The 23,204-nt window shown below is 70.7% G+C and carries 21 protein-coding genes and 1 pseudogene; 14 read left to right on the top strand and 8 right to left on the bottom strand.

Annotation, left to right across the window (positions count from 1 at the left end; translation table 11 throughout):
* Positions 1 to 45: 45 nt before the first annotated feature.
* From VA596_RS00600 to VA596_RS00590, 3 genes are read left to right on the top strand one after another with little or no spacing between them, the layout of a single operon-like run.
* Positions 46 to 405, top strand: a complete 360-nt coding sequence (locus tag VA596_RS00600; protein WP_323322454.1) for an STAS domain-containing protein — start codon at positions 46 to 48, stop codon at positions 403 to 405.
* A gap of 32 nt (positions 406 to 437) precedes the next feature.
* A complete protein-coding gene (locus tag VA596_RS00595) occupies positions 438 to 863 on the top strand; it encodes an ATP-binding protein (protein ID WP_323322452.1) in 426 nt (141 codons plus the stop codon).
* 12 nt (positions 864 to 875) lie between these two features.
* Positions 876 to 1,124, top strand: coding sequence for a hypothetical protein (locus tag VA596_RS00590; RefSeq protein WP_323322451.1), 249 nt, complete (start codon positions 876 to 878; stop codon positions 1,122 to 1,124).
* A gap of 60 nt (positions 1,125 to 1,184) precedes the next feature.
* Here the strand turns inward: VA596_RS00590 and VA596_RS00585 are convergent, their stop codons facing one another.
* The 5 genes and pseudogenes from VA596_RS00585 to VA596_RS00565 form a co-directional block, all read right to left on the bottom strand.
* The gene (locus VA596_RS00585) at positions 1,185 to 2,807 is read right to left on the bottom strand and encodes a phospholipase C (protein WP_323322450.1); all 1,623 of its coding nucleotides are present in this window, start codon (positions 2,805 to 2,807) and stop codon (positions 1,185 to 1,187) included.
* Positions 2,808 to 2,844: 37 nt separating this feature from the next.
* Entirely contained in the window at positions 2,845 to 4,002 is a 1,158-nt protein-coding gene (locus tag VA596_RS00580; protein ID WP_323325578.1) for a Dyp-type peroxidase, read from the bottom strand.
* An 80-nt stretch (positions 4,003 to 4,082) separates the two neighbouring features.
* On the bottom strand, positions 4,083 to 5,222 hold the full coding sequence (locus VA596_RS00575; RefSeq protein ID WP_458363998.1) for an EfeM/EfeO family lipoprotein: 1,140 nt from the start codon (positions 5,220 to 5,222) through the stop codon (positions 4,083 to 4,085).
* Positions 5,223 to 5,449: 227 nt separating this feature from the next.
* Positions 5,450 to 5,775, bottom strand: a pseudogene (locus VA596_RS50585) (SRPBCC domain-containing protein); the annotation flags it as partial.
* A 60-nt stretch (positions 5,776 to 5,835) separates the two neighbouring features.
* Positions 5,836 to 6,741: a hypothetical protein gene (locus VA596_RS00565; protein WP_323322446.1), complete on the bottom strand. Its 906-nt coding sequence runs from the start codon at positions 6,739 to 6,741 to the stop codon at positions 5,836 to 5,838.
* A 75-nt stretch (positions 6,742 to 6,816) separates the two neighbouring features.
* Between VA596_RS00565 and VA596_RS00560 the strand changes: the two genes are divergently transcribed.
* On the top strand, positions 6,817 to 7,620 hold the full coding sequence (locus VA596_RS00560; RefSeq protein ID WP_323322444.1) for a hypothetical protein: 804 nt from the start codon (positions 6,817 to 6,819) through the stop codon (positions 7,618 to 7,620).
* Positions 7,617 to 9,323, top strand: coding sequence for a serine/threonine-protein kinase (locus VA596_RS00555; protein WP_323322442.1), 1,707 nt, complete (start codon positions 7,617 to 7,619; stop codon positions 9,321 to 9,323). Before VA596_RS00560 ends, VA596_RS00555 begins: the two co-directional genes overlap by 4 nt.
* A 5-nt stretch (positions 9,324 to 9,328) precedes the next feature.
* On the opposite strand, the gene VA596_RS00550 is transcribed toward VA596_RS00555, so the two are convergent.
* Complete coding sequence (locus tag VA596_RS00550; protein ID WP_323322440.1) at positions 9,329 to 9,751, bottom strand: hypothetical protein; 423 nt, start codon at positions 9,749 to 9,751, stop codon at positions 9,329 to 9,331.
* Between the two features lie 284 nt (positions 9,752 to 10,035).
* Here VA596_RS00550 and VA596_RS00545 point away from each other — a divergent pair, with 284 nt between their 5' ends.
* The 9 genes from VA596_RS00545 to VA596_RS00505 all read left to right on the top strand — a co-directional run bounded on the left by VA596_RS00545 (position 10,036) and on the right by VA596_RS00505 (position 20,630).
* Entirely contained in the window at positions 10,036 to 10,593 is a 558-nt protein-coding gene (locus VA596_RS00545; RefSeq protein ID WP_323322438.1) for an AAA family ATPase, read from the top strand.
* Positions 10,594 to 10,940: 347 nt separating this feature from the next.
* Entirely contained in the window at positions 10,941 to 12,716 is a 1,776-nt protein-coding gene (locus VA596_RS00540; protein WP_323322436.1) for a chitinase, read from the top strand.
* Positions 12,717 to 12,775: 59 nt separating this feature from the next.
* A complete protein-coding gene (locus tag VA596_RS00535; protein ID WP_323322434.1) occupies positions 12,776 to 13,522 on the top strand; it encodes an IclR family transcriptional regulator in 747 nt (248 codons plus the stop codon).
* Positions 13,523 to 13,594: 72 nt separating this feature from the next.
* On the top strand, positions 13,595 to 14,746 hold the full coding sequence (locus VA596_RS00530; RefSeq protein WP_323322432.1) for a 4-hydroxybenzoate 3-monooxygenase: 1,152 nt from the start codon (positions 13,595 to 13,597) through the stop codon (positions 14,744 to 14,746).
* 91 nt (positions 14,747 to 14,837) lie between these two features.
* Positions 14,838 to 16,460, top strand: a complete 1,623-nt coding sequence (locus VA596_RS00525) for an FAD-dependent oxidoreductase (protein ID WP_323322430.1) — start codon at positions 14,838 to 14,840, stop codon at positions 16,458 to 16,460.
* 47 nt (positions 16,461 to 16,507) lie between these two features.
* Positions 16,508 to 17,563 (top strand): LacI family DNA-binding transcriptional regulator, encoded by a 1,056-nt coding sequence (locus tag VA596_RS00520; RefSeq protein ID WP_323322428.1) that lies wholly within the window; start codon positions 16,508 to 16,510, stop codon positions 17,561 to 17,563.
* A 76-nt stretch (positions 17,564 to 17,639) separates the two neighbouring features.
* Entirely contained in the window at positions 17,640 to 18,932 is a 1,293-nt protein-coding gene (locus tag VA596_RS00515; RefSeq protein ID WP_323322426.1) for an ABC transporter substrate-binding protein, read from the top strand.
* Complete coding sequence (locus tag VA596_RS00510) at positions 18,929 to 19,813, top strand: carbohydrate ABC transporter permease (RefSeq protein ID WP_323322424.1); 885 nt, start codon at positions 18,929 to 18,931, stop codon at positions 19,811 to 19,813. The genes VA596_RS00515 and VA596_RS00510 overlap by 4 nt, the downstream gene beginning before the upstream one ends.
* Positions 19,803 to 20,630, top strand: a complete 828-nt coding sequence (locus VA596_RS00505) for a carbohydrate ABC transporter permease (protein WP_323322422.1) — start codon at positions 19,803 to 19,805, stop codon at positions 20,628 to 20,630. Before VA596_RS00510 ends, VA596_RS00505 begins: the two co-directional genes overlap by 11 nt.
* Here the strand turns inward: VA596_RS00505 and VA596_RS00500 are convergent.
* The gene (locus VA596_RS00500; protein WP_323322420.1) at positions 20,620 to 22,389 is read right to left on the bottom strand and encodes a sensor histidine kinase; all 1,770 of its coding nucleotides are present in this window, start codon (positions 22,387 to 22,389) and stop codon (positions 20,620 to 20,622) included. The two genes, VA596_RS00505 and VA596_RS00500, sit on opposite strands and share 11 nt — an antisense overlap.
* Positions 22,379 to 23,074, bottom strand: coding sequence for a response regulator transcription factor (locus VA596_RS00495; RefSeq protein ID WP_323322418.1), 696 nt, complete (start codon positions 23,072 to 23,074; stop codon positions 22,379 to 22,381). Before VA596_RS00495 ends, VA596_RS00500 begins: the two co-directional genes overlap by 11 nt.
* Positions 23,075 to 23,204 lie beyond the last annotated feature (130 nt).

The following is a 23,204-nucleotide window of genomic DNA, read 5'->3' as shown; positions in this document are numbered from 1 at the left end:
TTCCGGCGTGGCGCGGTGGCCGTGATTGAGGCACGATAAGGGGCCGTGAGCCCTTCTTCCCGGGACCTCCCCGCGACCGAGCTGGCGGCCACGCTCGACTGGCGGGGCGAGTGCGCCGTGCTGTCCGTGGCGGGCGAGATCGACCTGCTCAGCGCGCCGGAGTTCGAGGAAGTCGTCGGCAGCGTGCTCGCCGGCCGGCCCGAGGTGCTGGTGGTCGACCTGCGCGGGGTGACGTTCTTCTGCTCGGCGGGCCTGCAGGTGCTCGCGGCCGCGCACCGCAAGCTGGCGGAGCGCGCGCTGCGCGTGGTGAGTGATTCGCCGGTGACGTCGGGACCGCTGACGACCACCGGGCTGGACACGTGGATCGGCGTCCACCCCACCGTCGACGAAGCCCTCCGGACGTGACGGCCCCGGGGCAGGGGAGAAAGGCGAACCCGATGCACGAATCCGCCGGGTCGGCGGCCCCGTTCCGCCGTCACGGCGTCGCGGCCGCACCCGCGGCGCTGCGGCGCCTGCGGCACGACCTGACGGCGTGGGTCCTGGCGGCGGGCGTCGAGCCGGACCGGGCCCAGGACATCGTGCTGGCGAGCTACGAAGCCCTGGCGAACGTGGCCGACCACGCCTACCACGGCTCGGGCTCGGGCTCGGTGGACCTCGACGCGGCGATCCACGCGGACCGCATCGAAGTGGTGATCACCGACCACGGCCAGTGGCGCACCCCGGTCCCCGACCCCCGCCCGGTTTCCCTGCGGGGCCGGGGCTTGATGTTGTTGCGGGCGAGCGCGGACCGAGCGGACATCTCGTCGGGTGACGAGGGCACGGTGGTCACCCTGGCCTGGGACCTGGACGCCCTGCGCAGCTGAGGGTTCCTGTCGATGCTGGCCCTGCCAGCTTTCGTCGCTACTGCGGCGCCGGTCAGCGTTTCGCCGCCGACGTCGGCCTCGTCGACAGTCGCCCCGAACAGCACCGGCTACCTCGCGAAGAAGATCGGTGAAGGAGCCGGCCTCGGGTCGGACACCGAAGTCACGGACTGGTGCGTCTTCGCGATGCCGGACGCGTCGGGAAAGCTGCAGCTCAAGGGCGAGGGCATGGATAACGTCATGGGCTGGGATCGGCCGTTCTGAGCCCGAAAGCAAGACGGGCCCGCAGCCAGCCGGCTGCGGGCCCATCCAGCTTCGAGAGCGTTACCGGTGCGCCACGGCCCCGGTCTTCGGGTCGAGCGGCAGCTTGCCCGCCTGCGGCCACCAGAAGTCGAACATCCCCGACAGCGAGTTCGCCCGTGCGTCGAACGAGCTGTCACCGACGCGGCCCGCGAACCAGTTGTCCTCGATGAACCGCAGCACCGAGGTCTGGTCCGTCGGCGTGTGGTCGACGTGGTTCACCTTGCTGTACGGCGAGATCACCAGCAGCGGCAGGCGCGGGCCGTAACCGCAGCGGTCGGCGTAGCTGCCCACCTTCGTCGGCTTCGCCGTGCAGACCGCCTGGTCCTGCGCGGCGTCGTGCGAGCCGTTGAGGACCGACGACGCCTGGTGGTCGTACCAGCCGTCCGAGTCGTCGTAGGCCAGGACGATGGCCGTCGAGCGCCAGTCCGGGGACTGCTGGATCTTGTTGATCTCGCCGACCACGAACTGCTGCTCGTCCAGCGGGTCCGAGTAGCCCGCGTGGCCGTCCTGGTACTCCGGCGCCTTCAGGAAGCTCACCGCGGGCATCGAGCCGGCCCGCAGCGAGTCGTTGAAGTCCGAGACGTCGTACTGGTGGTTCGCGCGGTCGGTCTGGCCGATCGCCTGCACCGAGGACGGCGGCAGGTGCTTCGGGTTCGCCGTCGACTTGTAGTACTGGAACGGCTCGTGGTGCGGGCTGTAGTCCACCGCGGCCGCGCCGCCGACGTTGGTGTGCGTGGCGCCGCAGACCGCGTAGCCGTTGGCCGAGCTCGTCGGGCGGAAGCCGCCCTGGAACCAGCCCCACGTGACGTGGCGCTGGTTGAGCAGGTCACCGACGTTGCGGCCGCTCAGCGTGGCCAGGTTGTCCGTGCTCGTGTGGTTCTTGTCCGAGCAGTCGTCCCACGCCGGGTCCGGGTCGTTGATGACCGTGCCGACGCCCTTCGCGTCCGGCGAAACGACGGCGTAGGCGTCGGTCGTCGGTTCGTGCGTCACCGACGTGACCGCCTGCGCGCCGTGCGTCTGGCCCGAGATGAGGTTCAGCGCGCCGGGCGTCGACGGCCCGAACACCGTGTTGAACGAGTTGTCGTTCAGCGCGTAGTGCTGCGCGTAGTTCCACATGCCCGTGACGGTGTTGCCGTCGTAGTAGTCCATCACCAGGCCGGGCTCGCCGAACAGCACCGGCTGGCCGGTGCACTTGTCCGTCTCGGTCTTCTCGACGAACTTGTCCATCTTGCCGCCGTTGAAGGCGGCCTGCTCCGCGCCGTAGTTGTGGTTCTGGTCGCAGGTCAGCGCCTGCTCGTGCGTGAGCCGCTTCGGGTCGTACGCGTTGGGGTTGTTCGTCAGCAGCTTGTGGTCCAGGCCGTTGACCTTCGGGGTGTTGCGCGCGGCCTGGAACGGCGTGCCGTCCGTGTTCGCCGCGTTCGGGTAGGTGCCGAAGTAGTGGTCGAACGAGATGTTCTCGCCGAAGATGACCACGACGTGCTTGATCGGCGTCGCGGTCGGGATCCACTGCGCCGGGAACGGGTGCAGTGGCTGGGCTTCCGCGGTGCTCGCCGCGGATCCGGTGACGACGGCCAGCGCGGCCACCGAGGCGAGTGCCCCGGCGCCGATCAGCCCGCGCCGCCGCCGGCGGGATCTGGTGTCCACTGAGGATTCCTCCTGGATTTTCGTGGTGGGAGTTGCGTCAGGTGAGCAGGGAACGCCCGTAGTGGTCCTGCGGGCCGGTGACGCCTGGCAGCGCGAAGAAGTAGCCGCCGCCGAACGGGGAGATGTAGTCGACCAGCGGCTCGTCGGCCAGCCGGGTCTGGACCGCCTCGAACTGGCGCTCCAGATCCTGCTGGTAGCAGACGAACAGCAGGCCCATGTCGAGGTTGCCGTTGCTGTCGACACCGCGGTCGTAGTTCACCGCGCGCCGCAGGATCCGGCTGTTGTCGGTCTCAGGAGTGCGCGGGTTCGCTTTCCGGATGTGGCTGGTCAGCGGGATGACCGTGCCGATCGGGTCCTCGGCGTACCGCGGGACGTCCTTCTCGTCGGTCCCGTCGAGCGGGGCGCCGGTGTCACGGCGGCGGCCGAACATGTTCTCCTGCTCGGTCAGCGAAACCCGGTCCCAGAACTCCACCAGCATCCGGATCAGCCGGACGACCTGGTAGCTGCCGCCCGCCGTCCAAGCGGGTTCGCCGCCGCCGGACGTCCACAAGAGACTGTCCAGTTCGGACCCTTCCGGGTTCGCGGTGCCGTCCTTGAAGCCCATCAGGTTCCGCGGGGTGCCGGACGGGCGCGGCGGCGAGCTGAACCCGTTCATCCGCCAGCGCAGCTGCATGCCGCCGCGGGTCGCGCGGGTGATGTCGCGCAGGGCGTGCAGCACCGTGTCGTTCGCGTTCGCCGAGAGGGTGAGGCTCAGGTCGCCGTGGCACTGGGCCGGGTCCAGCGCGTCGTTCGGGAACATCTTCATCGGCTTCAGCTTGGCGGGCTTGAGCTTCGCCAGCCCGAACCGGTCGTCGAACAGCGACGCGCCGGCCCCGAGGATCACGCCGAGGTCGCCACCCGGCACGACCGGCCCGAGCACCCCCGAGTCGGCGGGCGGCCCGGTGATCCCGAGGGCCGCGGGCGCCCCACCACCGGTGAGGAACCGCGCCCGGTCGGTGATGGTGCGGAAGAGGTCGGTCAGCTCGGCCTTCGACTCCGCGACGACGTCGAACGAGGCCACGATCGTCTGGGTCGGCGGCGTCCGCAGGATCGCGGCCTGGTTGGCGCCGTGAAAGGGCACCGGCGAGGTGCTGTCGGTGACTCCGGCAGACGCCCCGAGCCCGGCTCCAGCGGCGACGGTCAGCCCAGCACCCATCGCGGCCCGGCGCAGGAAGGACCGGCGAGGCAGGCCCGGTGCGGCGGCCGGGTGCGGCACGGGACAACGAGGCTGGTCGCTCACGAGACCCTCCTCGGCTCGGCGATCGCCGCGATCGGGGCCAGCAGCTCGGTCAGCTCGCTCACGTCCGCGTTCAGCTTCTGCCGCTGCTTCGAGTCCAGCTGGGCCAGCGGGGTCCACGAGCCGTCCGGGTGGTGGGTGGCGTCCAGGGCCGTCTGGGTGCGGGTCAGCCAGCTGTCCAGCTTCGGCAGCTGCTGGTAGCGCGGGGTGAGCAGCGGACGCAGGACGTCCAGCACGGCCCGGGTGCCGTCGAGGTTCGCCCGGGCGGTGGCGAGGTTCGTGCCGCTGCCGTAGTCGGTGCGGCCCGTGAGTTCGAACTGCAGCGTGTTCTCCATGATCTCGTGCGCGCGCAGGGCGAGGTCGTTGCCGTCGACCTGGCTGTCGCCGAAGGCCGCCTGCAGCGCGTGGGCGTCGGTGTCCAGCTGGTCGGCGACGCCGGCGAGCGCGCCGAGGTCCTCGCCGTGCCAGAGGCCGGACTCGAGGCGGTGGAAGCCGGTGAAACCCTCGTCCGCGGTGCCGCCGGGGAGGCCTTCGGCGGTGCCGTTGAGCGCGCCGTCGGAGTCGCCGAACGCGTCGTACGCGGCCCCGAGCCGCTCGTAGGTCAGGTGCGCGGTCAGCCAGGCCGATTCGCTCGCGGTGCGATCGCCGCCGTGGACGGCGTTCTTCAGCGCGCCGGTGTTCGCGACCAGCTCGCCGAGGCCGGTGGTGACGTGCTGCTGGTACGCCTTGAGCGGCCCGAGCAGGTCGTTGTGCGTCACCGGCGCGACGCCCGGCCCGGTGCGCTCGGCACCGCCGCTGACCTGCGCGACCGGCCCGACGATCGCGCTCGCGTCCTCGGGCAGGCAGCGGAACGCGTAACTGCCGTTGCCGAGGTTGACCTGCAGCGGCCGGGTGGTCGCCGGGCCGAGCCCCTCGACCTCGCCGTAGATCACGCCGGTGGCGGGGTCGATGAGGTCGACCTCGGCGGTCACCGAGCCGGTGTTGTGCAGGCGGAACGTCTGCGGGCCGGGTTTCGGGGCCTCCCAGCCGGTGCCGCACGACGAGCGCGAGATCGCGATCTCCGGGTCCTGCGCCTCGGCGTCACGCGGCCAGAACACCACGGCGGCGCCGGCCACGACGGCGAGGGCGACCACCGCCACGATCCAGCGAGTACGCACTGACCCCGGCACGCACGCTCTCCCGTCACTCGATCGGACCATTCTCGGCACGGATTATGCGAGCCTAACGCCCGGAAAACCGCATCCGATGGGGCCGTGAGGAGGGAATTCACCCGGACTTCAGCCGGCCGCCCACGAAAGGGGGAGAATCCGGACGTTTCCCTGTGGGAGAAGTGTCGCGTTCGGACGGTTCGCCCGATAAGTCGTGGTCACGTAAGGGGAGCGCCGGTCTCCAGGAGCGTCTTCAGGCTCGACAGCAGCGCGGGCCAGCCCTCACTGCAGATCGAGAGGGTGGAGCTGTCGTCGAAGCCGTCGTGCAGCACCGTCAGCCCTTGCTGCGGCTTTCATTGCGCAGTTTCGCCAATGTCTCGTCATCGACGCCCGCGCTCTTCGCCCATTGCGGCGTGAAGGTGTGCCAGGTGTAGGAAAGCCGTCGAAAAGGGCTAGGATTCGACGACGACCTGCGCTTGCCAGAGCTTTCGGGAGTGGTGCCGATGTAGGTCGTGTACGCGAATTCGTTCATCGGTGCGGACTCTCCCGCAGGGTCTGGCCGTTGCGTTCGTTGAGCACGTCCAGCAGCTGACGGCGGCTGGACCTACGGAAAACGGACCACTGCGATACCGGCCAGCACGAAGAACACCAGGATCACCAAAGTGCTCGTCTGCCCGCCGGAGGAATGGGTCACGACCTGGTCGACCGTGCCGGTCAGGCGGACCCCGCAGTCGGCGACCACCGTGTGCGGCCCGGCCTCGATCCGCGTGAACTGGACCGGCGCGGTGAACGCGCCGGTGCTGTCGGCGTAGGCGGAGCCGACCTCGGTGCCGTCGGCCGTCAGCGTCACCGTCCGGCCCGGCTGGCAGCCCTTCCCGGACGCCGACAGCTCGTCGCCGGGCTGGACGCTCGGCCGGTCGAGCACCAGCTCACCCGGCTTCGGCTCGGTGCTGGTGGTCGCCGGCGTCGTGCCGGGCGTGGTGGGAGTGGTCGACGTCGGGGGTGTGGTCGTGGTGGTCGGCGGGGGCGTCGTCGTGGTGGCGGGCGTGGTCGTCGGACCGCCGGGCTTGGACGGCGTGGTCGTGACGGGCGGCGGCGTGACCGGCGTGGTGGTCGGCGGCGGTGGCGGGGTCGTGCTGGGCGAGCCGACCACGGTGAAGCGGCTCGCCCCGGTGAGCGGCTGCTTGGTCCGGGCGTTGGTGCACGTGCCGGTGACCGGGTAGGTCCCGGGCTGCGCGCCGGCGGGCACCGTCGCCGCGACCGTGCCGGAGGTCTGCTGGACGGAGGCGCCCGTCGACCACGTCGGCGTGCCGTTCCAGGAAAAGGTGATCGGCCCGCCGCAGGGGGAGAAGTTCCACGAAATAGTAAAAGCGCTGCCGGCCTTACCGCTCGACGGTTTCAAACCAACTGTCGCCGTGTACGGTGATTGTGCGCTGGCGTTCCACGCGAACGTGAGCAGGAGCAACGCCCCGGCCACGGTGCCGAAAAACAACCGAACCACGTAACGCATCGGAACGTCCCTCCCCGGGTGTGTGGTCGCTGTAGCATTCCGCACGAGTCGGATTAAGCAAGTAGGGGATGCCCAATGGGACGTGTCATCGCGGCGGGGGTTGCGTTGGGTTTGTGCGTGGTGCTGCTCGGCGCGCCACCCGCCTCGGCGGAGTCCGGTTCGCTCGGGCTGGACGTGTCGATCGACGACCGGCCGATCGCGGACGCCACCGTCCCGATCGACCCGGCGAACCAGGTCAAGCTCGAGGTCGTGGCCACCAACACCGGCAACGCGCCGGTGAAGGTCCGCAGCGTGCGCCTCTCCGGCGTCGCCCTCGCGCTCACCTTCTTCGCCTACGACACGACCGCGCCGTTCGAGGTGCCGGCGCGGGGCCGGGTGACCCGGACGTTCGTGCTCGACCTCGGCGACCTGTCCGGGCAGGCGACCGGGCTGCTGCCGTCGTCGGTGGAGCTGCTCGACGCCCAGCGCGCGACGCTCGGCGAAGCCACCACGGTCGCCGACGTCCGCGGCTCGTTCTGGTCGGTCTACGGCGTCTTCGGCCTGGCGATGCTGGTGCTCACGATCCTGGCCTGGCTGACGGCACTGCTCGCGCTGGCGCGCCACCGCCTGGCCGCCAACCGCTGGCGCCGCGGCCTGCGGTTCCTGCCCGCCGGGTTCGGCACCGGCCTGGTCGCGGTGATCACGCTGTCCGTGCTGCGGCTGGTGCCGCCGGAACCGGCGATCGAGATCCCGGTGGTGCTCGGCGCCGCGGCGATCGCGTTCCTGCTGGGCTACCTGACGCCGAACCCGGTGAAGCCGGCGCCCGAGCCCGGCTACGAGGGCATCGGTGACGCCACCGTCCGGATGCGCGTCCCGGCGACCCGGGACGTCACCCGATGAGCGCACCGGCGGACCTCGTCGCCGCGCTCCCGCAGTACGACATCGGCGCCGAGATCGGCGAGGGCGGCATGGGTGTCGTGTTCGCCGGGACGCACCGGACGCTGGGCCGCAGCGTCGCGATCAAGCAGCTGCCCTGGGACATCCTCAACCACGCGGCGAGCAGCGAGCTGTTCGACCGCGAGGCCCGGGTGCTGGCCAGCCTGGACCACCCGCACATCGTGCCGGTGTACGACTACGTCCGCACCGGCCGCGAGCACCTGCTGGTGATGGAACGGCTCGACGGCGGCACCGTGCACAGCCGGTTCCACGGCGGCGGCGTCAGCGGCGAGCAGGCGTGCGCGATCGGCCTGGCGATGCTCGCCGGGCTGCACGCGGCGCACCGGGCCGGCGTGCTGCACCTCGACGTCAAGCCGCGGAACCTGCTCTTCACCACCCAGGGCGTGATGAAGGTGGCCGACTTCGGCATCGCGCGCGTCATCAGCGAAGGCGCCACGCTCGTCACGCACGGCGGCGAGATCCTCGGCACCCCGGCCTACATCGCGCCGGAGCAGGCGATGGGCAACGCGCTGAGCCCGGCGGCCGACGTCTACGCGGCCGGCACGGTGCTCTACGAGCTGCTGTCCCGGCAGCTGCCGTTCGACAACACCCGCGGCGCGATCAGCATGATGCGCCAGCACATGTTCACCGACCCGCGGCCGATCGCCGGGGTGCCGATCCCGATCGCGGCCGTGATCATGCGCAGCCTGGCGCGTGAACTCGATGCGCGTTATCGGGAAGCCGAATCCTTCGCCGCCGACCTGGCGAGCGCCGCCACCGCCGTCTACGGCCCGGGCTGGCTCGAACGCGCGGGTGTGCCGGTGCTGCACCTGACGCCCCGGGTGATCGCCGGGCTCAACTCGCCGACGGCGCCGGCCCCGCCGTCGGACGCCCGGACACGGCCGGTCCAGCGTCCGTCCGCTCCGGACCCGACGCTGTCCGCGACGCGGGTCCCGCGGCAGCCCGAACCCGAGCCGCGCCCGGCGTCCACCCTGTGGTTCCGGCTCGCGGCGGCCGCCGCCGCGGTCGTGCTGGTGGTGCTCGCGCTGCTCAACCCGGAACGGCTGCCGCACCAGGCGTCACCCACGCTGAAACTGGGCGACGCGCCCGTGTCGGCGCCGGTCGAGGTGGACCTGAGCAAGCCGCTGACGGTGACCGGCCCCGGCAACCCCGGCCGGGTCGCGCTGGACCTGTCCGCGGCGGGGATCCCGCTCGGCTCCGCCGAGACGACGTCCAAGGCCGCGGGCAACGGCTTCACCGCGCAGCTCGAACTGCCGGGCCTGGCGCGGTGGATCGTGGGCGGCGCGGTCTCCGCGACCATCCAGACGGGGACCGTCACCCAGACGTTCACGCTGCTCACGTCGCAGCACCCGCTGGCCAGCGCGATGGGCGCGGGCAGCCTCATCCTGGCGCTGTTCGCGCTCGCCTACCTGGAGTCGGTGCTGCGCACCATCCGCAACGGCCACCGCGGGCGGGGTTCGCTGTTCGCCGGGCCGGTGCTCGGGATCCTGTTCGGCGCGGCGCTGTGGCTGTGCGTCTCGGTGCTGCGCGTGCACGAACCGTCACCGGGCTTCGGCGCCGGGTGCGCAGTGGCGGGCGCGGTCGCGGCCGGGTTCGTCGTGGTGGCGGCGCGGCGGCGCCGGGCGTCCACAGTGGCCAGTCGTTAGGAGATTCAGTCGACCATCCGCACGGTGACGTGCGGGCTGTAGGACTTGCGGCGGCTCCACCCGAGTTCGGCGCACAGGCTCAGCTGGATCGAGCGGTCGGCGGGCGCCCAGTAGCCGGTGCGGACGAAGTAGCCCTCCATCGTGTTGAGCGCGCCGAGGCTCTTGCGCGCCGAGCACATTTCCCAGCCCCACTGCCGCCCGGTCTTCTCGACGCCGTTGCGGCGCACGGACAACCGCGGGTTGCCGACCGCGCGGATGTCGGCGTCCCCGTGGGAGACGTAGACGACGCCGTCGATCTTGTAGAACCGGTTGTTGTCCAAGAGGGTCACCTGACCGGAGAGGGTGACCTCGACCCGGCCGCCGTCGTCGCCGGTGAGTGTCCAATCGAGACAGTATTCCTGGAGTGGGAGTTCCAGCGACTGGGTCATGATGCCTTTCCCCTGTTCTAGCCGTGGCGTCCCTTCCAGAAGATAGGGATTTTCCGGACGCCGGGAAGAGGCGCGGGCGATCTTCACCCGAAGCGGTTCCGGTTCTCGGATGCCCTGTCGCGCATGGGTTTTCAGGCGAGTGGGTGAAGGTGGACACGGCACGTGAGAACCGGCCCCACCTAGGAGTGGTTGTGCCTCCTCGGGTGCTCTCTGTAGATGCGGTCGTTACTGAATGTGATCAAAGGTAAAGGAACCATTACCTTCGGCGGAACGTTGTGCCGGGCATGAGCGAGCCCACTGTCATCGAGCTCGGACCCCGTGACCTGCTCGTCGTCGCCGGGCTGCCGGGCGCGGGCAAGACCACGATGCTCCGCCACGCGGCGGAGGGCCTGCCGGTGCTCGACTCCGACCAGGTCCGGGCGAGGCTGGCGACGGTCCTGCCGGAGGCGGTGCCGTACCGCTGGTACCGCCCGCTGGTGCACGCGGGCCACCGGCTGCGGATCGTGGGGAGGGCCATCTCGGCGGACGGCCCGCTGGTGGTCCACGAGCCGTCGACGCGCGCGTCGACCCGCGCGCTGCTGGCCCTGGTCGGCCGGCTGACGGGACGTTCGATGCGGCTGCTGTTCCTGGACGCCACGGCCGAGCAGGCGTTGGAGGGTCAGCGCAGCCGAGGCCGGATGGTGCGGCCGAGGTCGTTCGAGCGGCACGTCCGGCGGATCGGGAAGTGGCGGCAGGAGCTGCTCGCGGAGCAGGTGCCGCCGGGGTGGCGCAGCGTCCGGGTGATCGACCGAGCCGCAGCCCGCCGCACCCGCCTGGTGGCTCGATTGCTGGTCGGCTGTTAGCAGGGCTGGCTGAGTGGGCGCTGGTTCTGCCTGGTTGGCGCGAGGTTCGAGTGGATGCCCGGGCGGCGCGGGCTCGGGGTGCCCGGGCGCGCTGGCCTGGAATGCCACCTGGGCGGTGAGGGTGAGGCTTGTGCACCCGAGCGGTGCGGGCCAGTCGGTTAGTGGACCGTGCGAACCTGAGGCGCGGCCCTGGGTGCACTCCCAGACGATCAAGCAAACCGGCTCCCCAGCACGCGCGGCCGGTGGGCCGGTCACCCCCGCGGCTGCTCGTTGGTCTGGACATTTTACCTATTGGTCTAGACAATAGACCCCTCCGCGGTGCGACCGCGTCCCCACTGGAGGACTCGATGAGGCGTTCCAGATTCTCCGTTGCCCTCGCCGCCTTCGCGCTGGCGCTCTCCGGTCTGGTGGCCGGTGGAGGCACCGCCGGTGCGGCCAACTTGCTCACCAATCCCGGGTTCGAGGCCGGGTCGCTTTCCGGCTGGACGTGCTCCGGTGGCTCGGCCGTGACGACCCCCGTGCACTCCGGCGGGTACGCCCTCGCCGCCACTCCGGCCGGTTCCGACTACGCCCAGTGCGCGCAGACCGTGTCCGTCCTGCCGAACACCACCTACACCGTGTCCGCCTGGGTCCGTGGCAACCCCGTCTACCTGGGCATCACCGGCGGCGCGTCGACCTGGTCGGGCAACGCCGGCGCCTACAACCAGCTTTCGCTGTCCTTCACCACCGCCGCGAGCCAGACGTCGGCCCAGCTCTACCTGCACGGCTGGTACGGCGCCGGCACCTACTACGCCGACGACGTCATCCTCGACGGGCCCGGTGGCAGCACTCCCGGCACGCCCGGCGCGCCGGGGAACCCGGCAGTCGGCGCCGTCACGGCGTCCTCCATCGCCCTGAGCTGGGGTGCGAGCGCCGGTACCGTCACCGGCTACCGGGTCTACGAGGGCAGCACGCTCCGTACGACTGTCACCGGAACGAGTGCCACCCTTACGGGGTTGACCGCGTGCTCGACGCACAGCTACACCGTCGCCGCCTACAACACCGCCGGTGAATCACCGCGCAGTGCGACGGCCACCGGCAGTACCACCGGCTGCGTCGACACCGGCCTGCCGAAGCACTCCCTGATCGGTTACCTGCACTCGAGTTTCGCGAACGGGTCCGGGTACGTCCGGATGGCCGACGTCCCCGCGGCCTGGGACATCATCGACCTGTCCTTCGGCGAGCCGACGTCGGTGACGTCCGGTGACATCCGCTTCAACCGCTGCTCGGCCGCCGAGTGCCCGAACGTCGAGAGTGACGCCGACTTCATCGCCGCCATCCGCGCGAAGCAGGCGCAGGGCAAGAAGGTGCTGATCTCGATCGGCGGCCAGAACGGCCAGGTCCAGCTGACCACGACCACCGCGCGCGACGCGTTCGTCAGCTCCGTCTCGGCGATCATCGACAAGTGGGGGCTCAACGGCCTCGACGTCGACTTCGAGGGCCACTCGCTGTCGCTCAACGCCGGCGACACCGACTTCCGCAACCCGACCACGCCGGTGATCGTCAACCTGATCTCCGCGCTGAAGACGCTGAAGGCCAAGTACGGCTCGGGTTTCGTGCTGACGATGGCGCCGGAGACGTTCTTCGTGCAGGTCGGCTACCAGTTCTACGGCGGCACGAGCGGCGGTGACGCGCGGACCGGCGCGTACCTGCCGGTGATCCACGCGCTGCGCGACTCGCTGACCGTGCTGCACGTCCAGGACTACAACTCCGGCCCGGTCATGGGCCTGGACAACCAGTACCACACCATGGGCGCCGCGGACTTCCCGATCGCGATGGGCGACATGCTCAAGGCCGGTTTCAGCGTGGCGAACACCGGCCAGTTCTTCCCGGGCCTGCGGCCGGACCAGATCGCGGTCGGGCTGCCGGCGGCGGTCAGCGCCGGCAACGGCTACCTCGCGCCGTCCGTCGTCCAGACGGCGGTGACCTGCCTGGCCAAGGGCACCGGCTGCGGCTCGTACACGCTGCGCGGCGGCGCGTCGCCGGCGCTGCGCGGGCTGATGACCTGGTCGATCAACTGGGACAAGTACTACAACTGGGAGTTCCAGAACAACCACGAGCCGTTCCTGAACGCCCTGCCGTGACACGTCGCGGTGTGCCCCGCCTGTGGGTGGGGCACACTGCCTGACGTGGTGCTAGTGACATGGTAAAGCGCGCGCACGGCGAGTCCGTGCTGTCGCGCGTCGTCCGCATCTTCGAGACGTTCGGGCCGGACACCCCGGCGCTGCGGGTGTCCGACGTCGCGCGGCGCGCGGACCTGCACGTCGCGACGGCGTCGCGGCTGATCGACGAGCTGGTCGGGCACGGCTGGCTGCGGCGTGATCCCGACCGGCAGGTCCGGGTGGGTGTCCGATTGTGGGAGCTGGCGTCCCGGGCGTCGCCGACGCTCGGGCTGCGGGAGGCGGCGCTGCCGTTCATGGAGGACCTGCACGCCGTCGTCGGGCACCACACGCAGCTCGCGGTGCTGGAAGACCGCGAAGTGCTGTTCGTCGAACGGCTTTCGGCGCCCGGCGCGATCGTCAACGTGACGCGCGTGGCCGGGCGGCTGCCGCTGCACGCGTCGTCGTCCGGGCTCGTGCTGCTCGCGCACGCACCGGCGGAGCTGCAGGAAGACGTGCTGGCCTCGCCACTGCCGGCGTACCGCCGCACCAAGCTCACCGAACCGGCGCGGCTGCGGCGGTTCCTCGCCGACGTCCGCCGCGACGGCTACGCGTACTGCGCGGGCTTCATCGACGAGGAGACCACCGGCATCGCGGTACCGCTGCGCGGGCCGGACGGTGACGTCGTCGCGGCGCTGTCGGTGATCGTGCCCAACGACCGCAATGCGCGGATGCAGATCCCGGCCCTGCGCGCGGCGGCGCGCGGTATCTCGCGGACAATCTCTCATTGAATGAGAATGCCCTGGTGCAGGGCGCGCGGTCGGCGTCATCCTCGGGGTTCGGTCACCGAAAGGACGTTCCGCGTGCGCACCCAGGTCGTCATCGTCGGCGCCGGCCCGGCCGGGCTGCTGCTGTCCCACCTGCTCGGCCTCGAGGGCATCGACTCGGTGCTGCTCGAACGGCAGACTCCGGAGTACGTCCAGGCCCGCATCCGTGCAGGCATCCTCGAGGCGGGCACGGTCGAGCTGCTCCGCGACACCGGCCTCGGCGACCGGCTCGACGCGGAAGGCATGGAACACCGCGGGATCCACCTGCAGTGGCCGGGAAACCGGCACCACCTGGACTTCGTCGACCTCACCGGCCGGTCCGTGACGGTCTACGGCCAGACCGAGGTGACCAAGGACCTGATGGCCGCGCGGGAAAAGGCCGGGCGGCCGGCGTTCTACTCCGCTTCCGAGGTCGAGCTGCACGACGTCACGGGATCGCCATTCGTGACCTTTGTGGACGGTGACGGCCACGCGCAGCGGATCGACGCGGACGTCGTCGTCGGCTGCGACGGGTTCCACGGGCCGAGCCGTGATTTCGTGCCGCGGCAACAGGTGTGGGAGCGGGCCTACCCGTTCGCGTGGCTGGGAGTGCTGGCCGACGTCGCGCCGTCGACGGACGAGCTGATCTACGCCTGGCACCCGGACGGGTTCGCCATGCACAGCATGCGTTCGCCGCACGTCAGCCGGTTCTACCTGCAGGTGGCGCCGGACGAGGACATCGCGCGGTGGAGCGACGACCGGATCTGGACGGCGCTGTCGGAGCGGCTCGGCGTCCCGGGCTGGACGCTGCACACCGGCCCGATCACGGAGAAGAGCGTGCTGCCGATGCGCAGCTTCGTGACGACCCCGATGCGGCACGGAAACCTTTACCTGGCCGGGGATGCGGCCCACATCGTCCCGCCGACGGGCGCCAAGGGCCTCAACCTCGCGGTGGCCGACGTCGCGCTGCTTTCCACGGCGCTCACGGCTTCCTTCCAGGGTGACGACGACCTCGTCGACGCCTATTCGGAGACGGCCCTGCGGCGGGTCTGGCGCTGCACGCACTTCTCGTGGTGGATGACGTCGATGCTCCACCGCCACGGCGACGACTTCGACGCGCAGCTCCAGCTCTCCCAGCTCCAGCGCACGGTGACGTCGGAAGCCGCGGCGACCGAGCTGGCCAACAACTACGCCGGCCTCCCGCTGTAGACCACGCACCCTTGACGCACGGCTCCGGCTCCCGCACTATGCCTTGAGTAATTCGTATTACTCCGGCGGCGTGGCGAGATCGGGAAGGCTCATGAGGGAACTGGACACGGAGATTCTGGTGGTCGGCGGCGGGCTCGGCGGGGTTGCCGCGGCTCTCGCCGCCGCCAAGGCCGGGCGGCGCGTGGTGCTCACCGAGGCGACCGACTGGCTCGGCGGGCAGCTGACCGCGCAGGCCGTGCCGCCCGACGAGAACCCCTGGATCGAACGCTTCGGGTCCACGCGCACCTACCGTGAGCTGCGGGAAGGCATCCGCGGCTACTACCGGCGCCACTACCCGCTGCGGGCCGAGGCCGCGCGGCAGGCCGAGATGAACCCCGGGGCCGGGAAGGTCAGCAAGCTCTGCCACGAACCGCGCGTGGCGCTCGCCGTCGTCGAGAGCCTGCTCGCGCCGCACGTCAGCGCCGGGCGGATCCGCGTGCTGCTCGAACACCGGCCCGTCGACGCCGTGACCAGCGGCGATCGGGTCGATGCGGTGACCCTCCAGGACCACCACGGAGAGCGGGTCACCGTCAAAGCCCAGTACGTCCTCGACGCCACCGAGGACGGCGACCTGCTGCCGCTCACCGGCGCCGAGCACGTCACCGGGGCCGAAGCGCAGAGCGAGCACGGCGAACCCCATGCCCCGGCGGAAGCCGATCCCGCCAACCTGCAGGGGATCACCTACTGCTTCGCCGTTTCGCACCACGAGGGTGAGCACCACGTCATCGACCGGCCCGCGATGTACGGCTTCTGGCGCGACTACCAGCCGGACTTCTGGCCCGGCCCGCTGCTCGGCTTCGTCGCCCCGGACCCGCGGACGCTCGAGCCGGTCAAGCGCACCTTCGTGCCGAACCCGGCCGGCGACCCCCTGGCCGTCAGCGCCGACCAGAGCGCCGACGCGGGGGACAAGGAACTCTGGTCGTTCCGCCGCATCCTCGCCCGCGGCCTGCACGTCGACGGCGCCTTCGACTCCGACATCACCCTGGTCAACTGGCCGCTCAACGACTACTGGCTCAAACCCGCGCTCACCATCCCCGGCCACGCCACCGAGGCGGAAGTGACGGAAGCGCACCGCGAAGCCAAGCAGCTCAGCCTGTCCGTCCTGTACTGGCTGCAGACCGAGGCGCCCCGCGCGGACGGTGGCACCGGCTTCCCCGGCCTCAAGCTGCGCCCCGACGTCACCGGCACCGACGACGGCCTCGCGAAGTCCGCGTACGTCCGGGAAGCGCGGCGCATCAAGGCCGTCACGACCGTCACCGAGCACGACGTCTCGGCCGAGATCCTCGGGGTCGACGGCCGGGTGCGGCGCGCGGACGCCGTCGGCGTCGGGAGCTACCGGATCGACCTGCACCCGTCGACCGGCGGCGACAACTACGTCGACGTCGCGAGCGTGCCCTACGAGATCCCGCTCGGTGCGCTGCTGCCCGTCCGCGTCACCAACCTGCTGCCCGCGGGCAAGAACATCGGCACCACGCACATCACCAACGGCTGCTTCCGGCTCCACCCGGTCGAGTGGAACATCGGTGAGGTCGCGGGGATGCTCGCCGCGTTCGCCGTGCGCGAGGGCGTCGAGCCGCGGGCCGTGCAGGCCGACGGCCGGCTCTTCGAGGAGTTCGCGCGCGAGCTGGACGCTGCCGGGGTGGAACGCCGGTGGCCGGAAGTGCGGGGGTACTGAGGTGCCGCCTGTAAGGTCCCGGGCAGTCGCGCTGGAGGGAGTCATCGATGACGGCGGGTTCGGGCCGGGTCACGCAGGCCCAGGTGGCACGCCTGGCCGGCGTCTCGCAGGCCGTCGTTTCGATGGTCCTGAACGGCTCCGACAGCCTGCGCATCACCCCCGAGACCCGCGAACGCGTGCAGCAGGTGCTCCGCGAAACCGGGTACACCGTGGACATCATGGGCCGGCGCCTGCGCGGCAAGTCCAACCAGATCCTCGGTGTGTTCACCTACGAGTCGGTGTTCCCGTCCGGCGTGGCCGACTTCTACCGCCCGTTCCTGCTCGGCATCGAGGAGGAGGCCGAGGCCCAGGGCTTCGACCTGCTGCTGTTCACCAGCGGTGGCCGCCGCGACGGGCGCCGCCGCATCTACGACCAGGGCACGAACCGGTTGCGCATCGCCGACGGCTCGATCCTGCTCGGCCGGCACAACGACCCGCAGGAGCTCGCGCAGCTCGTCGACGAGCAGTTCCCGTTCGTGTTCATCGGCCGCCGCGAGTCGCCGACCGGGCCGATCAGCTACGTCGGCGCCGACTATGTCACGGCCACCCGTGAGGTCCACGAGTGGCTGTGGGGGCTCGGGCACCGCAAGATCGGCCTGCTGAGCGTCACCGAGGAGAACGAGCCGACGCTCGACCGGCGCTCCGGCTACGAAGCCGCGGCGCGCAAGCACCGCCGTCCGCCGCTGGTGTTCCTCGCCGACGACCCGGCGCTCGCGCTGCGGCAGGCGCTCGACGAGGGGGTCACCGCGCTGCTCGTCGAGAGCTCGGCGATGGCCGATGGCATCCTGGCGTACGCGGACGACCTCGGCGTACGCGTGCCCGAGCACCTTTCGCTCGTCGTGCTCGGTGACGCCGACCCGACGCAGCAGCCGTCGGCGCACGCGGTGCCGAGCACGCCCACCGACTGGTCGATGTTCCGCATCCCGCGCCACGAAATGGGCGTGCACGCGGTGCGCGTCCTGGTCGAGCTGCTGGCGGATCCGAAGCCCCGGCAGCTGCTGCTGCCGTGCACGTTCCACGAGGGTGCCACTGCGGCGCCACCCTCCACAGTGCACACTCGATAACCAGGCGCACTGGCTGTTGACAGCCACTGAACGAGACATTTACCGTCGCTGCTAATTCGAATAACCAGGAGGCATTGTGGCCTACCGTAGAACCCGGCTGCTCCTCGCCGCGGCCCTGTCCGCCGTCGCACTGGCCACGACCGCCTGCTCGGGCGGCGCCGGCGACGACACGAACATCGCACTGCGCATGACGGTCTGGACGACGGACAAGAACCAGCTCGCCCTCTTCGACTCCATCGCCGCCGAGTACCGCAAGGCCCACCCCGAGGTCGCGTCGGTGAAGTTCGACGTCGTCCCGGGCGACACCAGCGCGTACTCGGCCGCGCTGACCACCCAGATGTCCGGCGGCAACCCGCCCGACCTCGCCTGGATCCTCGAGCGCGACGCCCCGGACTTCGTCCAGTCCGGCGCGCTCACGAACCTGAAGCCCACTTTGGACGCGACCGCGGGGTACAACGCCGGCGAGCTGGTCCCGTCCGCCACCAGGCTGTGGACCAAGGACGACAGCCTCTTCGCCTACCCGTTCTCGACGTCGCCGTTCGGCATGTTCTACAACAAGAACCTGCTGACCCAGGCCGGGGTCACCGAGACCCCGGACCAGCTGCTCGCGAGCGGCAAGTGGACGTGGGACGCCGCGAAGCAGATCGCCACCCAGGTCGCCGCGCGCGACACCGGCAAGGCCGGGCTGGTGGTCCGCGAGTTCGAGTACAAGCAGTGGGTGCTGCTCGCCTCGGTCTGGCGCGGCTTCGGCGCCGACGCCTGGGGCCCGGACGGCAAGACCTGCGGGTTCGCGTCGCCGGAGATGACATCCGCGATGACCTTCCTGCACCAGGCGATCTTCACCGACAAGGCGCTGCCCGGCCCGGGCACGACGGCGGACTTCTTCGCCGGCGAGTCGGGCCTGACCATCGCGCAGATCAGCCGCGCCGGGCTGCTGAAGGCCAAGCCGTTCGACTGGGGCATCGTCCCGCTGCCCGCCGGGCCGAAGGCGAACGCGCAGGTCATCGGCCAGGCCGGGATCGGCGTGCCGGTGAAGGGCAAGCACGCCAAGGCCGCGGCCGACTTCCTGGCGTTCTTCACCAACCCGGCCAACTCGGCGAAGCTCGGCCAGTACTTCCCGCCGGCGCGCGACAGCCTGATCAACGCGGCCACCCTGGCGAAGGCGAACCCGTTGTTCAGCCAGGAACAGCTGCAGAACGTCGTGGTGAACGGGATCAAGACCGGTGCCGTGCTGCCCTCGCACACCGGCAGCGCACGGATCGCGTCGCTCGTTCAGTCCGCTTTGGACCCGATGTGGAAGCCGGACGCGAACGTGCCCGCCGCGCTGGCCGGGGTGTGCCAGGCCATCGACCCGGTGCTGAGCCGGTGACCCTCAGCTCGAAGAAGCGCGAGGAGCTCGCGGGGTGGGCCTTCATCGCCCCGCAGGCCCTCGGCTTCCTCGCCTTCGTGGTGGCGCCGCTGGCCGCGGTGGTCTGGTACAGCTTCCAGGACGTCAACCTGCTGGCCGGGACGTCGTCGTTCGCCGGAGCGGCCAACTACGCGCAGCTGCTCGACGACCCGGTCGCGCCGAAGGTCGCCCGCGCGACGGCGATCTTCTGCGTCGGCCTGGTCGTGCTGAACCTCGTGCTGGCGCTCTCGCTCGCGTTGCTGCTCAACCTGAAACTCCGCGGCACCACGGTGTTCCGGACTGTCTTCTTCTCACCGGTCGTCATCACGCTCGTCGCGTGGACGATCGTCTGGAACTTCCTGCTGCAGGACAACGGCGGGATCAACTCGCTGCTGCAGACGATCGGGATCGACGGGCCGAACTGGCTGCGGGGCAACGGCACCGCGATGCTGTCGGTGATCGTGGTGCAGGTGCTGAAGAACGTCGGGCTCAACATGGTGCTGTTCCTCGCTGCCCTGCAAGGCATTCCATCGTCCATCATGGAGGCGTCGCAGTTGGACGGTGCCGGGCCGTGGCGGCGGTTCCGGTCGGTGATCCTGCCGATGATCAGCCCGACCACGCTGCTCACCGCGATCATCACGGTCGCCGGCGCGCTGCAGGTGTTCGCGCAGATCCAGGTGCTGACCCTCGGCGGGCCCGCGGACAGCACCAACGTGCTCGTCTTCTACTTCTACCAGCAGGCTTTCGCCAACCACGACCTCGGCTACGGCGCGGCGCTGGCCGTGGTGCTGTTCCTGGTGATCCTGGTGCTGACGCTGCTGCAGTGGCGGATGCGGAGGCGGTGGGTGTTCCATGAGTCGTAGGGCCAGGATCGCCTGCTACGCCGTGATGGTCGTGCTGGCGGTGCCGTTCGTGTTCCCCACGTGGTGGATGATCACGGCGTCGCTGCTGCCGGCCAACGAGGTGCTGGCGTACCCGCCGAAGCTCTTCCCGAGCCAGCCGCAGTGGGAGAACTACAAGGCGGCGTTCACCGACTTCCCGTTGGCGCGGCAGTACTTCAACAGTCTTTACATCGCCGTGCTGGTCACCCTCGGCACGATGTTCTTCTCGTCGCTGGCCGGGTACGCGTTCGCCCGCATCCGGTTCCGCGGCGAGAAGCTCTTCGGGCTGATCCTGATCGGGCTGATGGTGCCGAGCGAGGTCACGATCATCCCGCTGTTCCGGGTGGTCGACGACCTGGGCCTGACCAACACACACTGGCCGCTGATCGTCGTGCCGATCTTCGGCGCGCCGAGCGTGCTCGCGACGTTCGTGATGCGGCAGTTCTTCATCACGATCCCGGGTGAGCTGGAGGAGGCGGGCCGGCTCGACGGCCTGTCCCGCTTCGGGCTCTACCGCCGCGTCGCGATGCCGATCGCCAGACCCGCGCTGGCCGCGGTGGCGATCTTCACCTTCCTCAACACGTGGAACTTCTTCCTCGAACCGCTGGTCTACCTGACCGACAAGGACCAGTTCACCCTGCCGGTGGCGCTGACGCAGTACGTCGACGTCTACGGCGGGCACCTCTGGAACGTCCAGCTCGCCGCCGCGACCACCACGGTCGTGCCGGTGCTCATCGTTTTCATCATCGCGCAACGCCAGTTCGTCGAGGGGCTCGCCCAAAGCGGTCTCAAGGGTTAGCCCGCGGCAGCCGGACGGTGAACGTCGAGCCAGTGTCCACTTCGGATTCGACGTCGATGGTGCCGCCGTGGGCCTGCACGAGGTGGCGCACGATGGCGAGGCCGAGCCCGCTGCCGCCGGTCTGGCGGCTGCGGGACTTCTCGGCCCGCCAGAACCGGTCGAACACGTGTGGCAGGTGCTCGGGCGCGATCCCGGTGCCGGTGTCCGCGACAGCGAGCACCACGGAGTCCACAGTGGACGAGACGTGGATCGTGACGCGGCCGCCGGCCGGGGTGTGCCGGATCGCGTTGCCCACCAGGTTGCCCATCACCTGGCGCAGCCGGACCGGGTCGGCCGTCAGCCGGGCCTCCCCAGTGGCCTCGACGCTCAGCGTGACGCCCGCCGCGGCGGCCCGGTCGGCGTGCGCGGCCGCGACCTGGCCGGCCAGCTCGGCCGCGTCCACCGGCTCCGGGTACAGTCGCAGGTGCCCGGCGTCGGCCGCGGCCAGGTCCTGCAGGTCCTCGACGATGTGCTGCAGCAGCACGGTTTCCTCGAGCAGCGACGCGCTCAGCGCGTGGTCGAACGGCAGGTGCCCGTCCTCGGCGGCCTCCAGCCGGCCGCGGATGACGTTGAGCGGGTTGCGCAGCTCGTGCGCGATGTCGCTGACCATCGCCTTGCGCTGCTCCTCGATGCGCTCGCGGCGCGCGGTGAGGTCGTTGAACGCGGTGGCGAGGTACCCGACCTCGTCGCGGGACTTCACCGGCGCCGGCCGGTCCTGCTCGGCCGCCTCGGTCAGCGCCCGCAGCGGGCGGGACAACCGCGTCGAGACCAGCACGGTGATCGCCACGGCCAGCGCCAGCACCCCGCCGGTCACCGCCAGGATCCGCGTCAGGTTCTCCCGCGACAGCGTGAACGTCGGCACCGGCGAGTCGCCGGGCCCGAGCGTGAACAGCAACGCGGCCGGCGCGACGTACGGGGCGAGCTGCTCACGCCGTGACGTGTCGATACAGGCGCCGGCCGGCCCCTGGTCGGGGGCGCCGAGCGCCTCGAAGTCGAGGGTGAGCTTCACCTCGCCCGAACCCCGGCGCTGGAGGCAGGTGTTCACGGCGTCGTTGAGGCTGGTGAGCGCGGTCTGCTCGGTCGGCGTGGGGTCCGCGAGCTCGTAGAACCCGCACTTGGCCGCGAAGTAGCGGGCGGTGACCGGGTCGGGCGCGCTGATCTGCGGCCGGCCGCTCGGCGAGTCCTGCACCTCGCTGCGCAGGCCCATGTCGCCGAGGCACAGGACCGCCTTCCTGGCCAGGGCGGCGAGGTCCTCGTGTTCGCGGGGTGACAGCCGGAACGGCCCGACCGCGCGCGGGTCGATCCCGCTGGTCCCGGCGCCCGGCATCAGCACCGGGTCGACGTGCAGCGGGTCCACCGACGCGCTCGCCTTCACCGGCAGCGTCACCGGCGAGCCACCGGAGTCGGCGAGGACCCGCCGGTCGACCGTCGTCACGACGATCCGGCGCCCGGTCTCGCCGGCCAGCGCCCGCAGCTTCGGCCCGGCCTGGTCCCAGGTGTGGTTCACCGCGGCGAAGCCGAGCAGCTCGGTGTAGATCGTCGCGTCGTCCGACAGGGCCTGGCCCTGCTCCTGCTGGATCGCCCGGGTGGTGGTCTGCACCGCGAGCCACGCCGTCGCGGCGATCGAGCCGAGCGCGATGAGCAGGGAGACGGCGGAGAGCCGCAGGACCAGGCTGCGCCGTCTCGGAAAGTGCCGCCCAGGGAAGCGCTTACGTGCCATTCTCGGCCGCGAGCTTGTAGCCGACGCCGAAGACGGTCAGCAGGTACTGCGGCTTCGCCGGGTCCGGCTCGAGCTTCTTGCGCAGGTTGAGCACGTGGACGTCGATGATCCGGGTGCTGACGAACCGGTCGTCGCCGCGGGTCAGCTCCAGCAGCTGCCGCCGGGTGAACACCCGGCCCGGCTGCTTGATCAGCGTCTCCAGCAGCAGGAACTCCCCGGGTGTCGTCTCCACCGGGCGGCCGTCGACCGACACCTCGTGCCGCAGCGGGTCGAGCCGCAGCCCGCCCGCGCGCAACGCCGTGTCGGCCGGTTCGCGCCGGGCGGCGGTCCGGCGCAGCAGCGTGCGGACGCGGGCCATCAGCTCGCGCGGGCTGTAGGGCTTGGTCAGGTAGTCGTCCGCGCCGAGGTCCAGGCCGAGCAGCAGGTCGTCCTCGGTGGCCCGGGCGGTCAGCATCAGCACCGCGACGTCGGACTCGCCGCGCAGGATCCGGCAGACGTCGAGGCCGTCGACCTTCGGCATCATGACGTCGAGGACCAGCAGGTCGGGGCGGTCGCGGCGGGCCTCGTCGAGGGCGGCCCGGCCGTCCGGGGCCAGCACCACCGTGTGGCCTTCGCTCTCGAGGTAGAGCCGGAGGACCTCGGCCTGCTTCTCGTCGTCCTCGGCGACCAGTACACGTGCGCACACGGCGTAGACAGTAGGCGTCCTGACACGGTAACCACCCGATCCTGACCGGATCTTCACACCTCGGGGGAACGAGCCAGGTCTTTGTCAAAGTGTTGACCGCGGGCCCGCTCGCAGGCAAAGGTCGGATGTT

It is taken from the genome of Amycolatopsis heterodermiae, from assembly GCF_034929455.1.
In the GTDB taxonomy this organism is placed as follows: Bacteria; Actinomycetota; Actinomycetes; order Mycobacteriales; family Pseudonocardiaceae; genus Amycolatopsis; species Amycolatopsis heterodermiae.
The sequence above is the reverse complement of the archived record's forward strand: the minus strand, read 5'-3'. Positions and strand labels throughout refer to the sequence as shown.